General features: G+C 72.1%; 19 protein-coding genes. 7 read left to right on the top strand and 12 right to left on the bottom strand.

The window, feature by feature from the left end:
* Nucleotides 1-104 precede the first annotated feature (104 nt).
* From modB to Q7A36_RS02110, 3 genes are read left to right on the top strand one after another with little or no spacing between them, the layout of a single operon-like run.
* Nucleotides 105-803, top strand: coding sequence for a molybdate ABC transporter permease subunit (gene modB, locus Q7A36_RS02120; protein WP_305101994.1), 699 nt, complete (start codon nt 105-107; stop codon nt 801-803).
* Nucleotides 803-1903, top strand: a complete 1101-nt coding sequence (gene modC / locus Q7A36_RS02115) for a molybdenum ABC transporter ATP-binding protein (RefSeq protein ID WP_305101993.1) — start codon at nt 803-805, stop codon at nt 1901-1903. The genes modB and modC overlap by 1 nt, the downstream gene beginning before the upstream one ends.
* The gene (locus Q7A36_RS02110) at nt 1900-2268 is read left to right on the top strand and encodes a winged helix-turn-helix domain-containing protein (RefSeq protein ID WP_305101992.1); all 369 of its coding nucleotides are present in this window, start codon (nt 1900-1902) and stop codon (nt 2266-2268) included. The genes modC and Q7A36_RS02110 overlap by 4 nt, the downstream gene beginning before the upstream one ends.
* A 3-nt stretch (nt 2269-2271) precedes the next feature.
* On the opposite strand, the gene Q7A36_RS02105 is transcribed toward Q7A36_RS02110, so the two are convergent.
* From Q7A36_RS02105 to Q7A36_RS02075, 7 genes are all read right to left on the bottom strand, one after another.
* A complete protein-coding gene (locus Q7A36_RS02105) occupies nt 2272-3300 on the bottom strand; it encodes a HupE/UreJ family protein (protein ID WP_305101991.1) in 1029 nt (342 codons plus the stop codon).
* Nucleotides 3297-3842, bottom strand: coding sequence for a hypothetical protein (locus Q7A36_RS02100; RefSeq protein WP_305101990.1), 546 nt, complete (start codon nt 3840-3842; stop codon nt 3297-3299). The genes Q7A36_RS02105 and Q7A36_RS02100 overlap by 4 nt, the downstream gene beginning before the upstream one ends.
* Nucleotides 3839-5371 (bottom strand): GldG family protein, encoded by a 1533-nt coding sequence (locus Q7A36_RS02095; protein ID WP_305101989.1) that lies wholly within the window; start codon nt 5369-5371, stop codon nt 3839-3841. The genes Q7A36_RS02100 and Q7A36_RS02095 overlap by 4 nt, the downstream gene beginning before the upstream one ends.
* Before the next feature lie 4 nt (nt 5372-5375).
* Nucleotides 5376-6077 (bottom strand): ABC transporter permease, encoded by a 702-nt coding sequence (locus tag Q7A36_RS02090; RefSeq protein WP_305101988.1) that lies wholly within the window; start codon nt 6075-6077, stop codon nt 5376-5378.
* A complete protein-coding gene (locus Q7A36_RS02085; RefSeq protein WP_305101987.1) occupies nt 6074-7000 on the bottom strand; it encodes an ABC transporter ATP-binding protein in 927 nt (308 codons plus the stop codon). The genes Q7A36_RS02090 and Q7A36_RS02085 overlap by 4 nt, the downstream gene beginning before the upstream one ends.
* Before the next feature lie 79 nt (nt 7001-7079).
* The gene (locus Q7A36_RS02080) at nt 7080-7976 is read right to left on the bottom strand and encodes an N-acyl homoserine lactonase family protein (RefSeq protein WP_305101986.1); all 897 of its coding nucleotides are present in this window, start codon (nt 7974-7976) and stop codon (nt 7080-7082) included.
* Between the two features lie 154 nt (nt 7977-8130).
* The gene (locus Q7A36_RS02075) at nt 8131-9021 is read right to left on the bottom strand and encodes an LLM class F420-dependent oxidoreductase (RefSeq protein ID WP_305102278.1); all 891 of its coding nucleotides are present in this window, start codon (nt 9019-9021) and stop codon (nt 8131-8133) included.
* A gap of 132 nt (nt 9022-9153) precedes the next feature.
* On the opposite strand from Q7A36_RS02075, the gene Q7A36_RS02070 reads away from it, so the two are divergent.
* Complete coding sequence (locus tag Q7A36_RS02070) at nt 9154-9975, top strand: transporter substrate-binding domain-containing protein (protein WP_305101985.1); 822 nt, start codon at nt 9154-9156, stop codon at nt 9973-9975.
* Between the two features lie 66 nt (nt 9976-10041).
* Here the strand turns inward: Q7A36_RS02070 and ftsH are convergent, their stop codons facing one another.
* A complete protein-coding gene (ftsH, locus tag Q7A36_RS02065) occupies nt 10042-11871 on the bottom strand; it encodes an ATP-dependent zinc metalloprotease FtsH (RefSeq protein ID WP_305102277.1) in 1830 nt (609 codons plus the stop codon).
* Nucleotides 11872-12036: 165 nt separating this feature from the next.
* Between ftsH and Q7A36_RS02060 the strand changes: the two genes are divergently transcribed.
* The 3 genes from Q7A36_RS02060 (at nt 12037) to Q7A36_RS02050 (ending at nt 15637) form a co-directional block, all read left to right on the top strand.
* The gene (locus tag Q7A36_RS02060) at nt 12037-12891 is read left to right on the top strand and encodes a YsnF/AvaK domain-containing protein (RefSeq protein ID WP_305101984.1); all 855 of its coding nucleotides are present in this window, start codon (nt 12037-12039) and stop codon (nt 12889-12891) included.
* Between the two features lie 58 nt (nt 12892-12949).
* Nucleotides 12950-14248, top strand: coding sequence for a GTPase HflX (hflX, locus tag Q7A36_RS02055; protein ID WP_305101983.1), 1299 nt, complete (start codon nt 12950-12952; stop codon nt 14246-14248).
* Between the two features lie 93 nt (nt 14249-14341).
* Nucleotides 14342-15637 carry a dicarboxylate/amino acid:cation symporter gene (locus Q7A36_RS02050; RefSeq protein WP_305101982.1) on the top strand — a complete coding sequence of 432 codons (1296 nt, stop codon included), beginning with the start codon at nt 14342-14344 and terminating at the stop codon, nt 15635-15637.
* A gap of 61 nt (nt 15638-15698) precedes the next feature.
* On the opposite strand, the gene Q7A36_RS02045 is transcribed toward Q7A36_RS02050, so the two are convergent.
* The 4 genes from Q7A36_RS02045 to Q7A36_RS02030 all read right to left on the bottom strand — a co-directional run bounded on the left by Q7A36_RS02045 (nt 15699) and on the right by Q7A36_RS02030 (nt 19799).
* Entirely contained in the window at nt 15699-17390 is a 1692-nt protein-coding gene (locus Q7A36_RS02045) for a sigma-70 family RNA polymerase sigma factor (RefSeq protein WP_305101981.1), read from the bottom strand.
* 364 nt (nt 17391-17754) lie between these two features.
* Entirely contained in the window at nt 17755-19152 is a 1398-nt protein-coding gene (locus tag Q7A36_RS02040; RefSeq protein ID WP_305101980.1) for an amidohydrolase, read from the bottom strand.
* A gap of 105 nt (nt 19153-19257) precedes the next feature.
* The gene (locus tag Q7A36_RS02035) at nt 19258-19524 is read right to left on the bottom strand and encodes a DUF7683 domain-containing protein (protein WP_305101979.1); all 267 of its coding nucleotides are present in this window, start codon (nt 19522-19524) and stop codon (nt 19258-19260) included.
* A complete protein-coding gene (locus Q7A36_RS02030; RefSeq protein WP_305101978.1) occupies nt 19521-19799 on the bottom strand; it encodes a colicin E3/pyocin S6 family cytotoxin in 279 nt (92 codons plus the stop codon). The genes Q7A36_RS02035 and Q7A36_RS02030 overlap by 4 nt, the downstream gene beginning before the upstream one ends.
* Nucleotides 19800-19885 lie beyond the last annotated feature (86 nt).

The following is a 19885-nucleotide window of genomic DNA, read 5'->3' as shown; positions in this document are numbered from 1 at the left end:
GCAGCCTCCCGCGCGGTGGCCGCGGTGGCAAGCGGCAGCGGCCATGGACGCACCGCGCGCACCGCGTTATGTCCATCGGGACACGACGATGCCGGAGCGCCCGCATGGATCTCGCGCTGACCGCGGAGGAATGGCAGGCGGTCCGCCTCAGCCTGAGCGTGGCATCCCGCTCGGTCGTCGTCTCGCTGCTGCCGGCGATCGGCATCGCGCTGCTGCTGGCGCGCGGCCGCTTCCCCGGCCGCTCCCTGCTCGATGCGCTGGTGCACCTGCCGCTCGTGGTGCCGCCGGTCGTGGTCGGCTGGGGCCTGTTGATGCTCTTCGGCCTGCGCGGCCCGATCGGCGGCCCGCTGCACGACTGGTTCGGCATCCGCCTGGTCTTCACCACGGAGGGTGCGGCCCTGGCGACCGCCGTCATGTCCTTCCCCCTCATTGTGCGTTCGGTGCGGCTGGGGCTGGAGGGGGTGGATCCCGGCCTTGAGGCGGCGGCGCGCACCCTCGGCGCCGGGTCGCTCGACCGCTTCGTCAGCGTTACCCTGCCGCTGATGTCGCCCGGCATCCTGGCCGGCGCGGTGACCGCCTTCGCCGCGGGGCTCGGCGAGTTCGGCGCGGTCATCACCTTCGCCTCCAATATCCCGGGCGAGACGCAGACCCTGCCGCTGGCCATCTACAGCGCGACCCAGACCCCGGGCGGCGAGGCGATGGCGGCGCGCCTCGCCGGCATCTCCTTCGCGCTGGCCGTCGGCGGCCTGCTGCTGGCGGAGTTCGTCGCGCGCCGCATGACCATCCTGCTGGGGCGCGGCTGATGCTGGAGGTCGCGCTGCAGCACAGCTTCGGGCAAGGCGGCTTCGGCCTCGACATCGCCTTCGCCACGCCGGAGGTCGGCGTCACCACGCTCTTCGGCCCGTCCGGCTGCGGCAAGAGCACGGTGCTGGCCGCCGTCGCCGGGCTGCTGCGGCCGCAGCAGGGCCGCGTGGTGCTGCAGGGTGCGGCGCTGCTGGATACCGCCCGCGGCGTCTATGTCCCGCCGGAGCGGCGGCGCTGCACCGTGGTGTTCCAGGATGCGCGGCTCTTCCCGCACCTCAGCGTCGGGACCAACCTCCGCTACGGCCTGCGCCGCGCCCCGCCGGACGCGACCGGGCCGGGGCTGGAGGAGGTGGTGGCGCTGCTCGGCATCGGCCATCTGCTGGACCGCCGCCCGGCACGGCTCTCGGGCGGGGAGAAGCAGCGCGTCGCGCTCGGTCGCGCGCTGCTGGCGCGCCCGCGCCTGCTGCTGATGGACGAGCCGCTGGCCGCGCTCGATGCCGACCGGCGGGCGGAGGTGCTGCCCTTCCTCGCCCGTCTCCGCAGCCTCGCCGGCCTGCCCATCCTCTATGTCACCCATGCGCTGGAGGAGGTGGATGCGCTGGCCGATCGCCTGGTGCTGCTGGAAGGCGGCCGCGTGCTGGCGGAGGGGACGGTGGAGGACCTCGCCCTCCGCACCGACCTGCCGCTGGCCGGCCGGCGCGATGCCGGCGCGCTGCTGCCCTGCCGCGTGCTGGCGCATGACGCGGCGCGCGGCCTGACGCGGCTGGGCTTCGCCGGCGGCGAGCTGACCGTGCCGCTGCGGGAGGAGCCGCCCGGCACCCGCGCCCGCATCCGGCTCCGCGCCCGCGACGTGGCGGTGGCGACGGAGCCGCCGCGCGGCCTCTCCACCCAGAACATCCTGCCGGCCGTCGTCATCGCCATCGGCGAGGCGCCCTCCCCGCACGAACTCTATGTCCGGCTCCGCCTCGGCCCGACCGAGCTGCTGTCGCTGGTCACGCGGGACAGCGTCGCGCGGCTCGGCCTCACCCCCGGCCTGGAGGCCTGGGCTGTCGTGAAGGCCGTCACCTTCGACCGCGCGGTGCAGGAGCCCGAAGCGTGACGCGCAGGCCGGAGCGCCCGCCGCCGGAGCAGGTCGTGCTCAGCCTGCGCATCGACCTGCCGCAGGGCCGCATCGGCCCGGGCAAGATCGCGCTGCTGGAGGCGATCGACCGCGAGGGCTCGATCTCCGCCGCCGGCCGCGCGCTGGGCATGAGCTACAAGCGCGCCTGGGACCTGGTGGACGCGCTGAACACCATGCTCGGCACGCCTGTCGTCCAGGCGAGTCTCGGCGGCTATCGCGGCGGCGGCGCGGTGCTGACCGATGAGGGCCGTGCCCTCGTCGCCGACTACCGTGCGATCGAGCGCGCGGCGCAGCGCGCCGCGGAGCCGCGCCTCGCCGCCCTGGCGCGCCGCACCAGGGCCTGAGCCTCAGGCCGCGGCGAGCAGCACCCGTTCGATCAGCAGGGCGAGGCCGGCGACCAGCACGCAGGCCGAGAGCGCCGTCGCCCAGGCGCCGCGCGCCTCGTCGCGCCTGAGCCAGAGCAGCAGCGGGAAGAGCAGCGCGACGACCGCCGCCTGCCCCGCCTCCACGCCCAGGTTGAAGAACAGCAGCGCGCCCGCCAGCGCCCCGGCCGGCAGGTCAAGCTCGAGCAGCGCGCCGGCGAAACCGAAGCCATGCACCAGGCCGAAGGCGAAGCCTTCCACCCAGCGTCGCCGCGCTGGTCGCCGCGCCAGGATGTTCTCCGCCGCGACCCAGGCGATGGAGAGGGCGATCAGCGGCTCCACGATCCCGGCCGGCAGCGCGGCGATGCGCAGCACCGCGAGCCCGAGGGTGATGCTGTGCGCGAGGGTGAAGGCGGTGACGATGCCGAGCAGCGCGCCGATCCCGCCGCCGCGCAGCAGCAGCGCCAGCAGGAAGAGCAGGTGGTCGAAGCCGGTCAGGATGTGCTCGAGCCCGTAGCGGAAAAAGGCGAGCAGGCCACCGCCGGCGAGCGGCGCCTGGTCCTCGCCGGCCTCGGCCGCCAGCGCGACCTGCAATTCGCGCCTGTCGGGCTCCAGCACCTGCGTCTGCCTGCCGCCGGGCAGGTCCAGCGTGGTCAGGGTGTGGTAATCGCCGCCGAAGATATCGGCGAGGTCGTCGCGCAGCCCGAGCAGGCGCGGCGCCGCCGGGCAGGCGAAATCCACGGTCACGGTCAGGCTCGCGCGGTCCGGCGCCGGCGGCACCACCGCCCCGGGCACGGCGGTGCAGGCCTGGCCATTGGCGGTGACGGCAAGGCGGTCCGCGACGCGCGCCGCGAGCCCCTCCTGCGCGGCCACGGCCTCCAGCGGCAGGGTCAGGCGGTAGCGGAGGGTGCGGTCCTGCAGCGTGACGACGGCATGGCCGGTCAAGCCTGCGACATGCGCCGCCGCGCCGGCCAGCGATGCCAGCAGCAGGCACAACCAGAGGATTTCCCTCATGGCCCGAGCGCGGCACCCATCGCCTCGTCCCACTCCGCCCCGATGAAGCGGGACATCAGGAAGAGCCGCGGGTCGCCCTCGACGCGCATGTATTGTAGGAAGTCCTCCGGATTGCGCGCGCCGAAGCGCAGCGCGAGCAGACGGCGGTCGTCCGCACCGGAGAGCGCCACCGCGATGGCCGGCGGGTCGAGGCCGAAGGGCGCCGCATCGAGGCCGGCGAGGTCCGCCGCCGCGATCTCGCGCACCGGCGGGGAATTGCGCAGCATCTTCAGCGCGGTGTCGATGCGCGCGGCGGCGAGGCCGATGTTCCGCCCCTCCCCCGTCGCCCAGCCCTCGCCGCGACGGAGCAGCACCAGCCGCTCCGCGCCGCGCGAGAGCTCGATGCGCCGCACCGCCTCGGGCGGCTCGGCCAGCAGCCCCTTCGCCTCGAAGCGGACGAGCTGGCGCTGCTGCGGCATGGCGCCCTGCACCACCAGGGCGCCGAGATAGAGCAGCGAGGCGAGGGCGGCGAGCGGCCAAGCCAGCCGGCGCGCCAGGCTCATCGCCGCCGCCACCAGACCAGCACCCCGAGCAGGACGACCGAAAGCGGCATCAGCAGGACGGCGATGACGAAGACCGCGGTGAGCTGCCGCCCGGTCAAGGCGATCAGCGGCGGCACCGGGATGCGCGTGGCGACGGCGGTCGTCCGCTCCTCCCGTGCCAGCCAGCGGACGGCGCCGAGCAGCAGGTCGCTGTTCGCCATGTAGGGGAAGAAGGAATTGCTGGCGAAGTCGCCGTCGCCGATGACGACGGCGCGCATGGGCGGCGAGGCCTCGGCCAGCGATCCCTCCACCGCCGCGCCCAGCAGCCGCGGCCCGGGCTGCGGCGTCGCCTGCGGCGCATCGCCGGCCGGCTCGCCTTCCACCAGGCGGGAGGCCACCGCGCCGACCGCATGCGTGTAGCTGTCCCGGCTGCTCTGCAGCAACGGGAAGGCGCGCAGCCGTGCCGGCAGGGGCAGCGGCGTGAAGGGGCGGATGCCGGGATAGAAGGTGAGCGAGACGCCGCGCGTCACCGGGTGCGGGTCGTAGCCCGCCACCGCCACCATCTCCGCATCGGTCGAGTAGTGGCTGAGCGGGTCGATGACGACCTCCTGCTCCGCCCGCAGGCCGAGATCGGCGAGCAGCCGCGCCAGTTCCGGCTCCGGCGCGAAGCCAAGATCGAAGAGCAGCAGCGCGGCGCCGCCCCCCTCGAGGTAGCGGCGCAGCGCCAGACTCTCGGCGGGCAGGAAGGTGGTGCGTGGATTGGCGTCGATCAGCAGCGTGCAGTCGCGCGGCACCTCCCGCTGCGTTGCCAGGATCAGCCGGCGCGCCTCGTAGCCCTGCGACTCCAGCGCGCGGCGGAGCCGGCCGATGCCGTGCCCCGGCATCTCGATGACCTGGGAGGAGGCGTCGTCATGGCTGTGGCCGGCGGTGCCCTCGAGATGCGTGTGGAACTCGAAATTGTCCATCGGCAACTCGCCGTGGCCTTCGAGGAAGCAGGCCGTGACGGCGCGGCCGCGCAGCGCGCGCTGGATGCCGAGCGCGATCTCCGTCTCGTCGGTGCCCTGCACCAGCACGCGCCGCCCCTCGGCCTCGATCACCGCGGCGTTGTAGAGGCGGATGCCCTGCAGCCGCGCCAGCGCCGGCTCGCGGTCCGGGTCGACCGTGGTGACCTTCAGCAGTGGGTTGCGCCGCGCCATCACCTGCAGCAGGTCGCGGGCGCGCCGCCCCTCGGCATCCTGCGTGCGGTAGAAATAGGTCAGGCTGACCTCGGTGCGCAGTTCCTCGATGGCGCGCAGCGCGGCGGAGGAGGGCGTGTAGGCCTTCTCCCGGGTCAGGTCGATGTGGACGTCGTTCAGGGTCAGCGCGACATTGGCCAGCACCGCGACGGCGATGCCGGCCAGGATGACGGCGGCCGAGTAGAGCCGCCCGCGCCAAGGGCCGAGGCCGGTCTGCAGCGGCAGGCGCAGCCCGGCGGCGAAGAGCAGCAGGATGGCGAGCAGCCAGCCGGCCACCCGCAGCATCGCGCCCCAGTCGAGATCCCCGTGCTCCATGCCGTCAGCGCCGCACCAGGGCCCGCACCGTCAGGAACAGGCCGAGCAGGATGAGGACGAGGAAGAAGCCCGCGTCCGAGGCATACATGGCGCCGACCGCGAAGGGCGTGAAGCGCGCCAGCAGCGAGAGGCCGAGCACCCAGTTGTCCACCGGCGCGGGCAGGATCGCCGCCCAGGAATCGATCGCCCAGAGCAGGCCGAAGAGGCCGAGCGAGGCGACGGCGGCGACGATCTGGTTGGTGGTCAGCGCCGAGACCGCGAGACCGATGGAGACCAGCGCGGCGGCGAGCAGCACGAGGCCGAGATAGCCGCCATAGACCGGCCCCCAGTCCGGCCGGCCGAGAACGCCGAGCACGAGGGCATAGACGCCGGTCAGCGCGATCATCGCCAGCAGCATGGCCATGGACGCCACGAACTTCGCCAGCACCACCTCACCCTCCCGGACCGGCGCGGTCAGCAGCAGTTCCAGCGTGCCGCTGCGCCGTTCCTCGGCGAATTGCCGCATGGTGACCAGCGGCACCAGCAGCACCATCTGCATCGCCGCCTGGAAGAAGATGTGCGACAGCGTCGCCTGCTTCGTCAGGAACAGCGTGACGGCGAAGGTATAGCCGGTCAGCAGCAGGAAGACGGCGATCACCGCATAGGCGATCGGCGAGACGAACAGCGCGCGAAGCTCCTTCGCGGCCAGGGCGCGGAAGCTGGTCAATGGACCGCCTTGCCCGCGGTCAGCCGCAGGAAGAGTTCCTCGAGCCCCGAGGCGGGCGGCAGCGCCTCGACGCTGGCGAGGCCGGCGGCGGCGAGCGCGGCAAGCGCCGCCTCGGGCTCCGGCACCTCGAGCCGCCAGCTTGCCACATCCCCGGTTGCCGGCTCCTCCATGGCCGTCACGCCCGGCGGCAGCGCGGCCAGCGCCGCCGCGACCGCCGGCGCGCCCTCGGCGCCGCTGCGGATGCGCAGCGCGGCGGCGCGGCCCTCGCGCGCGATGCGATGCACCGTCAGCAGCCGGCCATCGAGCAGGATGGCGACGCGGTCGGCCACGCGCTCCATCTCCGCCAGGATATGCGAGGTGACGAGGACGGAGCAGTCGCGCGCGAGGTCGCGCAGCAGGTGGCGCAACTCGATGATCTGCCGCGGGTCGAGGCCATTGGTCGGCTCGTCCAGCACCAGCAGCCGCGGCGCATGCAGCAGCGCCTGAGCGATGGCGACACGCTGGCGGTAGCCGCGCGAGAGCCGGCCGATCATCGCCTCCGCAACGGGACCGAGCGCCAGGCGGTCGCAGGCGGCGGCGATGGCCCCGCGCAGCGCCGGGCCCTGCAGGCCGCGGAGCCGCCCCATGAAGTCGAGGAACTCGTTGACGCGCATCTGGCCGTAGAGCGGCGCATTCTCCGGCACGTAGCCGATGCGGGCGCGGGCGGCGCGGCCATCCCGCACCACGTCGAGCCCGTCCACCCGCACGCGGCCGACGCCGGGCTGCAGGTACCCGGTGAGGATGCGGAGGATGGTGGTCTTGCCCGAGCCGTTGGGGCCGAGCAGCCCGACGATCTCGTGGTCCTGCACCTCGAAGGAGACGTCCTCGACGCCGCGGTGGCGCCCGTAGCGCCTGGACAGGCCTTCGACCGAGACGACAGCCATGGACGCGGAACTTCCCCCAGACGGAAAGCGCCGAGGCATTGCCCCGGCGCCCTTCAACCTGCCAGCCGCAGGCCGTGGATCAGTCGTAGAATTCCGGCGCCTTCTTCATCGCCTTGAAGGCGTCCGGATCGTGCGCGGTGAAGAAGTTGGCGTTCTCCGTCGCCATCATGCGCCGGATCCACTCGAAGGCCGTGAAGAAGCCGGTGGTGGAGTAGGCGAGCGCGATGTTCGGCGGGGTGTTCTTCTCCACGTTCTCGCGGAAATAGACGTTGTCGCCGGTGAGGATGATGAGGCCGGTGTTCTTCAGCTTCACCGTCATCATCTGGCTGCCGGGCGTATGCGCCACCCAGCGCTTCACCACCAGGGTGCCGTCGCCGAAGATGTCGTGGTCGCCGTTGAGCTGGATCATCTTCACGGCGTTCGGGTTGTCCGTGTTGGCGGACCGCAGCGGCAGCACGTCGCCGATCATGTAGGGGCCGCCGGTGCCGGGCTCGGGCCAGAAGGCGTTCTGCACCTCGGTCTTCTGCACGATGAGGGTGGAGTTCGGGAACTTCCCGACATTGCCGCCGTGGTCGAGATGCAGGTGGCTGACGACGACATAGGTGATGTCGTTGGGCGAGAGGCCGATCTTGCGGAGCTGCGCGTCAATGGCGACGTCCGGCGTATTGACCGGCTTCATGGCGGTGAAGCTGGCGCCCCAGTAGCTGGGATCGGTGATGATGCGGTCGTTGTTGCCGGTGTCGAACAGCACCGTGCCCTTCGGATGCCGCACGACGTAGAAGCCGACCGGCACCTGGATCTGCGGCTCCATGGGCGCGAGGTTGACCAGCGCGCCCTTGCCGAGCGTCAGGGCGCCGGAGCTGAAGGCATAGAGCTTGATGTCCTGGGACTGTGCCTGCCCCTGCGCCTCGGCCGCTGTGCCGAAGAGCAGGCCGGCAAGCAGGCCGAACGCTGCGAGCGTCTTCCTTGAACGCATGCGGACTTCCCCCTTTGGTGACAGTCTTGTTGCGCCGGACAGAGTCGCAGATGGCGCGCTTGGCCCAAGTCGAACACCCGCGGAACGGCATGTCAAGGCTCTCCGTACCGAGGCCGCGCTGCAGGATGGCGCAGCCGCCGATGGGCCGGCGCCGCTACGGCACCTCCGCGACCGCGCCGTGGAAGCGCCTGAGCACATCCAGATGCTCCGCCGCGCTGCGCCCGGCGATCCGGCGGTGGTGGCGGCGGTTGAAGGTATTGGTCAGCGTCAGATGCGTCGCACCCAGTCGCTTCCAATAGACCGCCTCGCTCCGCCAGGACGCCTCCTCGCCGGCGCCGCCGGAGATCCAGACCTCCAGCCCGATCGCGGCGGGGTCGCGCCCGGCCTGCTCCGTCAGGCGCCGCAGCTTGGCGAGTTCCGCCTCGATCGCCTCGCCCGGCGGATAGGCGTTCATGATCCAGCCGTCGCCGAGGCTGGCGATGCGCTCCAGCGTCTGGTCCACATGTCCGCCGAACCAGACCGGGATGCGGCGCTGCACCGGCAGCGGGTTGATGCCGGCATCCTCGATGCGGTGATACCGGCCCTTGAAATCGACGAAGGGCTCGGCCCAGAGCTTCTGCATCACCTCGACCTGCTCGGCGGAGCGGCGGCCGCGGGTGTGGAACTCCTCGTTCAGGCCGGTGAACTCCACCGGGTTCCAGCCGACACCGATGCCAAGGCGGAAGCGGCCGTTGCACAGCACGTCGAGGCAGGCTGCCTGCTTCGCCACCAGCGCCGCCTGGCGCTGCGGCAGGATCAGCACCTGGGTCGAGAATTCGGTGGTCGGGCGGCAGAGCGCCGCAAGGTAGCCGAAGCAGACGAAAGGGTCGTGGTAGAGGCCGGTCGAGAGCGCGGCCTGCTCGCCCTGCCCCGGCCGGCCCGACAGGACATGGTCCGGCAGGCCGAGATTGGTGAAGCCGATCGCCTCGGCCGCCAGCGCGAAGTCCCTGACGGCGGCGGGATCGCCGCCGATGTCGCCCAGTGGCAGCATGACGCCGAGCCGCATGGTCACCTCCCCCGATCCTGCGCCGGGCGAGCTTGTCCCGCTTCGCCGGGCACCACAAGCGCGGACGCCCGCGCTTGACCGGCCTCGCCCGGCGCGATCCAATCGGCGCCGAAGGGAACGGAGGGAGGGCGCATGCTGCGACGCCGCGCGCTGCTGGCGGCCATGGGCGCCGCCCTGGCCACCCCCGCCGCTGCCCAAGCCCCTCGCCCCGACGGAACCCCGCGCATGTCCCCTGAGGTCGTCTCCCAGCTCGCGCCCACCGGCGTGCTCCGCGCCGCCATCAACATGGGCAATTTCCTGCTCGTCACCGGCAAGACGCCGGAGGGGGAGCCGGAGGGCGTCTCGCCCGACATGGCGCGCACCATCGCGCAGCGGCTCGGCGTGCCGCTCAAGCTGGTGCCCTATGCGCGGCCGAACGAGATCGCCGATGCCGCCGAGAGCGGCGCCTGGGACATCGCCAATATCGGCGCGGAGCCGCAGCGCGCCGCGAAGATCAGCTTCACCGCGGCCTATTGCGAGATCGAGGCGACCTACCTGGTCCCCGGCGGCTCCGCCATCACCAGCATCGCGGAGGTGGATCGGCCGGACCTGCGCATCTACTCCGGCGCGGGTGCCGCCTATACGCTGTGGCTGGAGCGGAACATCAAGCAGGCGCAGCTCGTGCTGGTGCCGGGCGGCGGCAGCGCGGCCTTCAAGAAATTCATGGAAGACAAGGGCGAGGTCTATGCCGGTCTCCGCCCCGGCCTGCTGACGGATGTCGAGGCGCAGCCGGGCGCGCGGATCCTGGATGGCCAGTTCATGGCGGTGCAGCAGGCGATCGGCACGCCGAAGCCGAACGAGGCCGGCTTCGCCTGGCTGCGCGACTTCGTGGAGGACGCCAAGCGCAGCGGCCTGGTCGCGGAGTTCATCGCGAAGCACAAGGTCCGCGGCCTCTCCGTAGCGCCGCTGGCGTAAACTCCCGGGTTCCAAGGGCCTTAAGCCCTTGGCGGGGTGAGCGCGAGGGAGGCAGAGCCTCCCTCGCTACTCCGCCGCCTTCTGCACCGGCGCCGCCCCCGCCAGCCGCGACAGCTCCGCCTCGTCCAGCGTCTCCACTTCCAGCAGCCTTCGCGCCGTGCGTTCCAGCGCCTCGCGCCGCTCCCGCAGCAGCGCCACCGTCCGCTCCAGCGCGCCGTCCACGATCCGGCGCACCTCGGCATCGATCGCATCGCCCGCGGCCGGGCCGTAATCGTGCTCGCGCGGCCCGCCGGGCAGCGCATTCGGGCCGGCGAGCATGGAGCGCGGGTCGCGCTCATAGGTCACGCTGCCGAGCGTCTCCGACATGCCGTAGCGCGTGACCATGCCGCGGGCGATGTCGGTGACGCGCTGCAGGTCGTCCGCCGCGCCGGTCGAGAGATGGTTGAACACCACCAGCTCCGCCGCGCGGCCGCCCAGCAGCACCATCATCTTCCGCTCCAGCTCCTCCCGCGTCATGAGGAAGCGGTCCTCGGTCGGGCGCTGGATGGTGTAGCCGAGCGCGCCGATGCCGCGCGGGATGATGGAGACCTTGTGCACCGGGTCGGTCCCCGGCAGCGCCATGGCGACCAGCGCATGACCCATCTCGTGATAGGCGACGATCTCGCGCTCATGGCTGTTCAGCAGCCGGTTGCGCTTCTCGAGCCCGGCGACGATCCGCTCCACCGCATTGTTGAAGTCGGCCATGGAGACCGCCTCGGCGCCGCGGCGCGTCGCCAGCAGCGTCGCCTCGTTCACAAGGTTGGCGAGGTCGGCGCCGGTGAAGCCGGGCGTCAGCGCGGCGATCTGCTCCGGCGAGACCTCCGGCGCCAGCCGCACCCGCTTCAGGTGCACGTTCAGGATCTGCACGCGGCCGGCGCGGTCGGGCCGGTCCACCAGCACCTGCCGGTCGAAGCGGCCGGCGCGCAGCAGGGCGGGGTCCAGGATCTCCGGCCGGTTGGTGGCGGCCAGGATCACCAGGCCCGCGCGGGAATCGAAGCCGTCCATTTCAACCAGAAGCTGGTTCAGCGTCTGCTCGGCCTCGCTGTTCACGCCGCCATAGGCGCCGCCCAGGCCGCGGGCGCGGCCGAGTGCGTCGAGCTCGTCGATGAAGATGATGGCCGGCGCCTTGCCGCGCGCCTGCTCGAAGAGGTCGCGCACCCGGGCGGCGCCGACGCCGACGAACATTTCGACGAACTCGGCACCGGAGATGGAGAGGAAGGCGACCTTCGCCTCCCCGGCCACGGCGCGGGCCAGCAGCGTCTTGCCGGTGCCAGGCGGGCCGACCAGCAGCACGCCCTTGGGCATGCGGCCACCGAGGCGACCGTAGCGGCCGGGATCGCGCAGGAAGTCCACCACCTCCCGCAACTCGTCCTTCGCCTCGTCCACCCCGGCGACATCGGCGAAGCTGGTCTTCGTGTCGCTCTCCACATAGACGCGGGCGCGGCTCTTGCCGATCTGCATCAGCCCGCCGCCGCCCGCCATGCGGCGCCCCAGCCAGACATAGACCCCGACGAAGAGCAGCATCGGCAGGATCCAGGACAGGATGTCGCGGAACAGCGTGCTCTCGATCTCGCCGTTGAATTTGACGCCGTGGCCTTCCAGCTCCTTCGCCACCTCCGGATCGACCCGCGTGGTGGCGAAGCGCGTCTGGCCGCCCGGCAGCGCCTCCTTCAATGTGCCCTGCAGGAAGCGGTCGGACACGCCGACCTCCGCCACCTTCCCGTCGTTCAGCAATTGCTGGAACTGGCTGTAGGGGATGCTGGCGACCTGGTGGTTCACCGCGACCATGTACTGCACGACGAAGAGCCCGAGCAGCACCGCCACCCAGTAGCCGATATGGAATTTCCGGTCGTTCATCTCGCCCCGCGCCACGATTCGCCTCCTGCCAGGAATGCGCCGGCGGCGGCGCCGTTCCGGCGCGCCCTGCGCCGCAGCCTGCAACGAACGCGGCGCGGCCCCGCCCGTTAGGGCGCGGCATGCCGGCACCCGCCGGCATTCCCGCCTCTTACCGCGGAGAGTTGCATGACCCGGACCATCACCGCCTATTTCGACACCGTCCAGGAGGCCGAACGCGCCGCCTATGATCTGGCGCAACGCGTACCCGGGGTTCGCGGCGAGGTGTTCAACGCGCAGTCGGATCAGCACCGCCTGCAGCAACTCTCGCTGCCGCAGGACGACCTCGAGACGGTGAACGAGGGCTTCCGCCGCGGCGGCGGCATCGTGCATGCCGAAGTGCCGGATGGCCGCTTCGAGGAGGTGGCCTCGGTGCTCGAATCCTCCGGCGCCGCCGATCTGGACCAGCGCGAGGCAAGCTGGCGGCAGGAAGGCTGGACCGGCGGCGGGGCGCGCCCGGCGGAGACCGCGCCGCTCGCCACCGGCACCTCCACCGTCGACGCCACCGCAAGCGGCCGTGCGACCAGCGGCACGGCGGCGAATGTCCAGCGCCTCGGCGCAGCAACCGACGAAGCGAGCATCCCGATCGTCGAGGAGCGCCTGCGCGTCGGCAAGCGGGAGACCGGCCATGGCCGCGTGCGCATCCGGAGCTATGTCGTCGAGACCCCGGTGCAGGAGCAGGTGACGCTGCGCGAGGAGCATGTGCAGGTCGAGCGCCGCCCGGTGGATCGGCCGCTGACGGGCAAGGAGGCCGTCTTCCAGGACCGCACGGTGGAGGCGACCGAGCGCGCCGAGGAGGCCGTCGTCTCCAAGGAGGCGCGGGTGACCGAGGAGGTGAGCCTGCGCAAGAGCGCGGAGGAGCGCACCGAGACCATCCGCGACACGGTCCGTCGCACCGAGGTCGAGGTGGAGGACGAGCGCAAGGCCGGCGCCGCTGGCAGCGGCACGGCGAAGGCCGCGCGGGAGAAGGGCCGCGACATCTGATGCCAGCCGGGGCGGGCCGCGCGCCCGCCCCTTCCGCGATCCAGCCCCCGGACAGAGCATGAGCGACAGCGACGGCCTGCACGACACCGCGGCGGCCCCGACCCGCACCGCCGTCATCCTCCCCTGGGAAGGCAGCCATGCTTCCCGCAGCGCCGAGGCGCGGCTGGCGGAAGCGGTCGAACTCGCCCATGCCATCGGCCTCGACATCGTCCACCGCGCCGTGGTGCCGCTGCGCGACCCGCGGCCGGCGACGCTGCTCGGCAGCGGCCAGGTCGCGGCGCTGAAGGAGGCCGTCGCGGCGGCGCGCGTCGAGCTCGCCGTGGTGGATGCGGCGCTGACGCCGGTCCAGCAACGCAACCTCGAGCGCGAGTGGGGCTGCAAGGTCATCGACCGCACCGGCCTCATCCTCGACATCTTCGGCGAGCGGGCGCGGACGCGGGAGGGCGCGCTGCAGGTCGAGCTCGCGCATCTGCAGTACCAGCGCAGCCGGCTGGTGCGGTCCTGGACCCATCTGGGCCGGCAGCGCGGCGGCTTCGGCTTCCTCGGCGGCCCCGGCGAGACCCAGATCGAGGCCGACCGGCGGCTGATCGGCGACCGCCTCGCCCGCATCCGCTCCGAACTCGAGGAGGTGCGCCGCACCCGCGGCCTGCACCGCCGGGCGCGCGAGCGGGTGCCCTTCCCGGTCGTCGCCCTCGTCGGTTACACCAATGCCGGCAAGTCCACCCTGTTCAACCGGCTGACCGGCGCGACGGTGACGGCGGAGGACCAGCTCTTCGCCACGCTCGACCCGACCCTGCGGGCGCTCGACCTGCCCTCCGGCCGCCGCGTCATCCTCTCCGATACGGTCGGCTTCATCAGCGAGCTGCCGACCGAGCTGGTCGCCGCCTTCCGCGCGACGCTCGAGGAGGTCTCGGAGGCCGACGTCATCCTGCATGTCCGCGACGCCGCCTCGCCGGATTCGGAGGCGCAGCGCGCCGATGTCCTCGCGGTGCTGGAGGGCATGGCGAAGGACGGCATGCTGGAGGAAGGCTGGCAGAACCGCCTGGTCGAGGTGCTGAACAAGGCCGACCTGCTGGGCGGCGTCGCGCAACTGCAGGGCCGGCCCGGCGCCATCGCCGCCTCCGCCCTCACCGGCGAGGGGCTCGGGACGCTGCTCGAGGCGATCGACACGCGGCTCTCGGAGGGCATGGTGACGGTCGGCTACGACATCCCGGCCGCCGAGGGCGCGCGGCTCGCCTGGCTCTACGCACATGGCGAGGTCACGGGCCGGCAGGACCATGACGATGCCATCCACGTCACCGTCCGCCTCGCGCCCGAGGATCGGGCGCGCTTCGAGCGGGGCGGCCCAGAACGATAGGTCACGCGGCCGCGAAACCCGGCGCGGCCGCCGGCGCTAACCCTCCGATCCAGGGTTGTTCCCGGCGCCGCCGGGAGGCAAGGAGGGCGGCGCATGCGGACGCAGCGGCTCACGATCCTCATCATGCTCGGCATGATCGCCGGCATCGCCGTCGGCGCGGCCTGCCATGCCATGTGGCCCGATCCGGGCGTGGCCAAGGCGATCGCCGGCTACATCTCGCTCATCACCGACATCTTCCTGCGGCTGATCAAGATGATCATCGCGCCGCTGGTCTTCTCGACCCTCGTGGTCGGCGTCGCGCATATGGGCGATGTCGGGGCGGTCGGGCGCATCGGCGGCAAGGCCATGCTCTGGTTCGTCAGCGCCTCGGTCGTCTCGCTGCTGCTGGGGCTGGTGCTGGTGAACATCCTGCAGCCCGGCGCCAGCCTCGACCTGCCGCTGCCGGACACGCAGGCCAGCAGCGGCATCGGCACTGCCTCCCTCTCCCTGAAGGATTTCGTCACGCATCTCGTGCCGCGCTCGGTCTTCGAGGCGATGGCGCAGAACGAGATCCTGCAGATCGTCGTCTTCTCCATCTTCTTCGGCGTCGCCTGCGCCGCGCTCGGGGAGAAGGCGAAAACGGTCGTCGCCTGGACCGAGGAGGTGAGCCACGTCATCCTGAAGCTGACGGGCTACATCATGCTGCTGGCGCCGGTCGCGGTCTTCGCCTCCATGGCCGCCATCATCACCACCCAGGGCCTCGGCATCCTCCTCACCTACGGCGTCTTCGTCGGCGAGTTCTATCTCGGCCTCGCCATCCTCTGGTGCCTGCTCGCGGCCGTCGGCTTCCTGATCTTCGGCACCAGGGTCTTCGAGCTGATCAGCCTGATCCGCCAGCCCTTCCTGCTGGCCTTCAGCACCGCGAGCAGCGAGGCGGCCTATCCGCAGCTCATGGAACAGCTCGTCCGCTTCCCGGTCAGCCGCAAGGTCATCAGCTTCGTCCTGCCGCTCGGCTATTCCTTCAACCTCGACGGCTCGATGATGTACTGCACCTTCGCGACCATCTTCATCGCGCAGGCTTACAACATCGAGCTCTCCTGGGGCCAGCAGGCGACCATGCTGCTGCTGCTGATGCTGACCAGCAAGGGCATGGCCGGGGTGCCGCGGGCCTCGCTCGTCGTCATCGCCGCGACGCTCACCACCTTCAACATCCCCGAGGCCGGGCTGCTGCTGATCATCGGCATCGACCAGTTCCTCGATATGGGCCGGTCGGCGACTAACGTCATCGGCAACTCGCTGGCGACGGCGGTGGTCGGGAAGTGGGAGGGTGAGATGCGGCCGGAGCCCGAGGACGTCGCCGACGCGGCGAGCGACCAGGAAGGCTTCGCCCCGGCGCGGGCGGCGGAGTAGCGGGCAGGAAAAAGGGGCGGCCCCTGCGGACCGCCCCTTCCCCATCCCAGCCCCTCCCGGCTCAGGCCCGGTCGAGGTAGCTCCGCAGCGCCCGGCCGCGCTGGCCGTTCTGCAGCTTCTTCAGCGCCTTGGCCTCGATCTGCCGGATGCGCTCCCGCGTCACGTTGAAGGTTTTGCCGACCTCCTCGAGCGTGTGGTCGCGCTCCATGCCGATGCCGAAGCGCATGCGCAGGATCCGCTCCTCGCGCGGCGTCAGGTCGGAGAGCACGCGCGCCGCCGCCTCCCGCAGGCCCGAGCGCGCCACCGCCTCGAAGGGATGGACGGCGTTGCGGTCCTCGATCAGGTCGCCGAGGCGGCCGTCATCCTCCTCGCCGATCGGCGTGTCGAGGCTGACGGGCTCGCGCACGATCCCCTGCACCGACTTCACCTTCTCCGTCGGCACGCCGAGCCGCTGGGCCAGTTCCTCCGCCGTCGGCTCGCGGCCCGTCCGGTGCGCCAGGATGCGGCCGAGCCGGGCGATCTTCGACGCCGTCTCGGCCATGTGCACCGGCACGCGGATGGTCCGCGCCTGGTCGGCGATGGCCCGCGTCATGGCCTGCCGCACCCACCAGGTGGCATAGGTGGAGAACTTGAAGCCCTTGCGCCAGTCGAACTTCTCGACCGCGCGCATCAGGCCGATATTGCCCTCCTGGATCAGGTCGCCCAGCAGCAGGCCGCGGTTGCGGTACTTGCGGGCGATGTGCACCACCAGCCGCAGGTTGGCCCGCGTCAGCTCCTCCTTGGCGCGGCGCATGTCGCGCTCGCCGCGGCTCATCTCCGCATGCAGGCGGCGCAGCTCCGGCGCGGGCAGGCTCGCCTCGGCCTCAATCGCGGCCACCGCCGCGCGGATCTCCTTCAGCTCGGCGCCGGCGGCCTTGAGCTTCGTGGCCAGCTTCGCCACGCCCGCCTCGCCGGCATCCCACTGCTTCAGGAAGTCCTCGCGGCTCACCTTGGCCGCCATCGCCAGCCGCAGCGCGCGGCCGTCGAGCCCGGTCATGCGCCGGTGCGCGCCGCGCACCGCTTCCATCAGCCCCTCGATCCGGTCGGCGCGCAGCCGCAGCGCGGCGATCAGCCCGGCCTGCTCGACCGGCCCGCCGGTGCTGGCCAGCACCGCCTCGAAGGCCGTCAGGATCTCCGGCCGCAGCCGCTGGTCGAGCGTGCCCTCGGCAGCCTCGCCCTCCTCGGTCTCGGCCGGCGCCTCGGCGGCGGCGGCCATGGCCTCGAGCTCGACCAGGTCGCGCAGCGGCAGCTTGCCGCCGGCGACGGCATCCCGCCACTCCGTCAGGGTCGCGCGCGTCGCCGGGCAGGCGGCGAGCGCGCCCAGCATGGCCTCGCGCCCGGCCTCGATCCGCTGGGCGAGCGCCACTTCCTGCTCGCGCGTCAGCAGTTCCGTGCGCGAGGCCTCGCGCAGGAACATGCGGACAGGGTCGTCGGTCCGGCCGAGCGAGGCCTCGTCCACATTGCCGGCGGCCGGCGTCGCGGCCTCGGCGGTCGCCGGCGCAGCCTCGGCATCCTCCTCGGCATCCTCGGCCCCGGCCAGGTCCTCGGGCGCGTCCTCGCCCTCGTCCGTGTTCTCGGTCTCTTCCCAGCTCGGCAGGTCCTCGGCCGGGACGCGGGCGACCAGCGCCTCGAAGGCAGGCGCGCCGAGCGGGCGGGAAACCCGCACCTCACCCTCGCCCTCATCCAGCATCGTCTCGGTGACAAACCCGTCCATCACTCGATCCACTCCTGGCAGGCCCTGCGGCCCGCCTGCATGTCATCCAGCGCCGGCGCGGTCCTCTCCCCCGCGCAGAACGGCACAACGCCCGCCACGCCGCGAAGGCGGCATGGCGAAAAGCCGGCCGGGGGGAGGAACGCGCAGCCTTTTTGGGGGGCGCGCGAAAGGATGTGGTGATAAACGCAGCCGAACACCAGACCCGCTGCGGATTGCGCGGGGCTGGGTTGCATGCCGGGCATGGGGGTTACCCAACCGGGTCCATAGGCACCGCCGATGCGGCGGGTCAAGGCGCCGCCGCTCGATTTTTCGTGATTTTGTATGCCAAAAACCGGGCGCGGCCTTCCCTGCCGGGCAGGCCGATTCAGGCAGCGCCGCTGCCGGTCGCGTCCACGACCAGATGGGTCAGCGCCCGCACGCCCTGCACAAGACCGCTGTCGTCCACCCGGAAGCGGGGCGAATGGTTGGTCGGCGCCGTCCGCGGGTCGATCCCCGGCCCGGTGGCGCCGAGGTTGAAGAAGAGGCCGGGCGCCGCCTGGGAGAAGTAGGAGAAGTCCTCGCCCGCCATGCTGCGCTGCATCCCCCGCAGCCGCCCCTCCCCCGCCACCCGGGCAAGGCTCGGCAGCATCCGCTCGGTCAGGTTCGGGTCGTTCACGGTCACCGGATAGCCGTTGGGCTGCCATGTCACCTCGGCGCTGCCATCCATCCCTTTGGCCACGCTCTCGGCAATCTCTGTTACCCGTTTCTGAATGTAACTGCGGCGCTGCTCGTCATAGGTCCGCAAGGTGCCGGTCATGACGGCCCGGTCCGGGATGATGTTGTTGCGCGTCCCGCCCTGGAAGGTGCCTACGGTCAGCACGCTGGGGTCGGAGACGTCCACCTGCCGGCTCTGGATGGTCTGCAGCGCGGAGACGATCTGCGCGCCGATGACGATGGGATCGACGCCCGCCCAGGGCCGCGCCCCATGGGTCTGGCGGCCATGGACGGTGATGCGGAACTCGTCGGCGCTGGCCTGCATGGGGCCGGACCGGTAGCCGAGCACGCCGGCGGGCAGGCCGCTCACCATGTGCAGGCCGAAGACCATGTCCGGCTTCGGGTCGGCGAAGGCGCCCTCGGCCAGCATGCGCTTGGCGCCGCCGATCTCGCCTTGCGGCTGGTTCTCCTCGGCGGGCTGGAAGAGGAAGCGGACGCTGCCGCGCAGCGCCTGGCGCTGAGCGGCGAGGACCTCGGCCACCGCCATGAGGATGGCGGTGTGGCAGTCATGGCCGCAGGCATGCATGACCGGGACCTCGACGCCGTCCCAGGTGGCGCGGGCGCGGGAGGCATAGGGCAGGTCCACCTCCTCGGCGACCGGCAGGGCATCCATGTCAGCGCGGAGCGCGATGCAGGGACCGGGACCGGCGCCGCCGCGCAGGGTGGCGACCACGCCGGTGACGGCGACCTTCTCCCGCACCTCGAGGCCGAGCGCCTTCAGATGCGCGGCGACGAGGCCGGCGGTGCGGACCTCCTGGTTGCCGAGTTCGGGGTGCTGGTGGATGTCGCGGCGCCAGGCGACCAGCCGGGGCTCGATCGCCGCGGCCGCGGCGTCGAAGGCGGCATGGATCGGGCGGGCGGCGCCGGCGGTGACGGCGAGCGCCGGGCCGGCGGGCAGCAGCGGCGCGGCGGCGCAGGCGCAGAGCCCGGCGAGCAGGCCGCGGCGGGTCGGCGAAACCGGCTCGGCGAGGAGGCGGCGGGGATGGGCGGGGATGCGCTGGAACAGCATGGGCGGCCTCCCGGAGATGGCCGCGAAGTCTGCTGCACCGGCATCGCGGGCGGCAAGGCGTCGTCGCACTGGGGGCTGCCGGAGCTCCCCCTATCGACGCGATCCTTACGCCGCAGACTGCCGTGCGAGTGGCCGCGCCACGGGCTCCAGGAACCAGTCATGCGCCGCGGTCCCATCGGGCAGGCCGAGAAGGCGCAGAAGGCGCTGCGCAGCCGCCTCGTCCAGGGGATATCCGCCGACCGCGTCCGGGTCGCTGGCCGGGACGCCGGCAATCGCCCGGGCCTCGGCGTCCTGCGTCGCAGGGACGTCGAAGGACAGCGCGAGCATCTCGGTCTGCCGGTCATAACCGGTCAGCCGATGCTGCAGGGTCATGGCTCCACCTCCCTCAGGGGATCGGCCGGCTTCTGTCGCAGGCCCGTCGCCGGATCGAACTGCCCCAGGTGCCGGCCGCGGCGATCATACACTTCGACCGCCCCGTGCCGGTAATCCCATTCGTAGATACGGTCGCTGTCCTTCCAGCGGGCGCGCAAGCCACCCCAGGGCAGGCGGGTCTTCGGCCGCGCCCGGCGGGCCAGCGGGAAGGCGGGCAGCAGGTCGGGCGGCGGGACGTAGTCCTGGCTGCCACGGTCGCGAGGCACGGAGGTCACGGCCGGACCGCTCTGCCGCGATCACGGTCGAGTCTGCAAGCACTGGCCCAACCTGGCCCCGCTCCGAGTCCATCATCCCGGGACGA

Source organism: Paracraurococcus lichenis, assembly GCF_030657435.1.
GTDB classification, from domain to species: Bacteria; Pseudomonadota; Alphaproteobacteria; order Acetobacterales; family Acetobacteraceae; genus Paracraurococcus; species Paracraurococcus lichenis.
The sequence above is the reverse complement of the archived record's forward strand: the minus strand, read 5'-3'. Positions and strand labels throughout refer to the sequence as shown.

Excerpts from the sequence above, each read along its gene's own strand:
- Q7A36_RS02080 (WP_305101986.1), bottom strand. The coding sequence starts at position 7,976 with ATGCGTTCAAGGAAGACGCTCGCAGCGTTCGGCCTGCTTGCCGGCCTG.
- modB (WP_305101994.1), top strand. The coding sequence starts at position 105 with ATGGATCTCGCGCTGACCGCGGAGGAATGGCAGGCGGTCCGCCTCAGC.
- Q7A36_RS02060 (WP_305101984.1), top strand. The coding sequence starts at position 12,037 with ATGACCCGGACCATCACCGCCTATTTCGACACCGTCCAGGAGGCCGAA.
- Q7A36_RS02105 (WP_305101991.1), bottom strand. The coding sequence starts at position 3,300 with ATGAGGGAAATCCTCTGGTTGTGCCTGCTGCTGGCATCGCTGGCCGGC.
- Q7A36_RS02040 (WP_305101980.1), bottom strand. The coding sequence starts at position 19,152 with ATGCTGTTCCAGCGCATCCCCGCCCATCCCCGCCGCCTCCTCGCCGAG.
- modC (WP_305101993.1), top strand. The coding sequence starts at position 803 with ATGCTGGAGGTCGCGCTGCAGCACAGCTTCGGGCAAGGCGGCTTCGGC.
- Q7A36_RS02070 (WP_305101985.1), top strand. The coding sequence starts at position 9,154 with ATGCTGCGACGCCGCGCGCTGCTGGCGGCCATGGGCGCCGCCCTGGCC.
- Q7A36_RS02050 (WP_305101982.1), top strand. The coding sequence starts at position 14,342 with ATGCGGACGCAGCGGCTCACGATCCTCATCATGCTCGGCATGATCGCC.
- Q7A36_RS02035 (WP_305101979.1), bottom strand. The coding sequence starts at position 19,524 with ATGACCCTGCAGCATCGGCTGACCGGTTATGACCGGCAGACCGAGATG.
- ftsH (WP_305102277.1), bottom strand. The coding sequence starts at position 11,871 with ATGAACGACCGGAAATTCCATATCGGCTACTGGGTGGCGGTGCTGCTC.
- Q7A36_RS02045 (WP_305101981.1), bottom strand. The coding sequence starts at position 17,390 with ATGGACGGGTTTGTCACCGAGACGATGCTGGATGAGGGCGAGGGTGAG.
- Q7A36_RS02095 (WP_305101989.1), bottom strand. The coding sequence starts at position 5,371 with ATGGAGCACGGGGATCTCGACTGGGGCGCGATGCTGCGGGTGGCCGGC.
- Q7A36_RS02100 (WP_305101990.1), bottom strand. The coding sequence starts at position 3,842 with ATGAGCCTGGCGCGCCGGCTGGCTTGGCCGCTCGCCGCCCTCGCCTCG.
- hflX (WP_305101983.1), top strand. The coding sequence starts at position 12,950 with ATGAGCGACAGCGACGGCCTGCACGACACCGCGGCGGCCCCGACCCGC.
- Q7A36_RS02085 (WP_305101987.1), bottom strand. The coding sequence starts at position 7,000 with ATGGCTGTCGTCTCGGTCGAAGGCCTGTCCAGGCGCTACGGGCGCCAC.
- Q7A36_RS02075 (WP_305102278.1), bottom strand. The coding sequence starts at position 9,021 with ATGCGGCTCGGCGTCATGCTGCCACTGGGCGACATCGGCGGCGATCCC.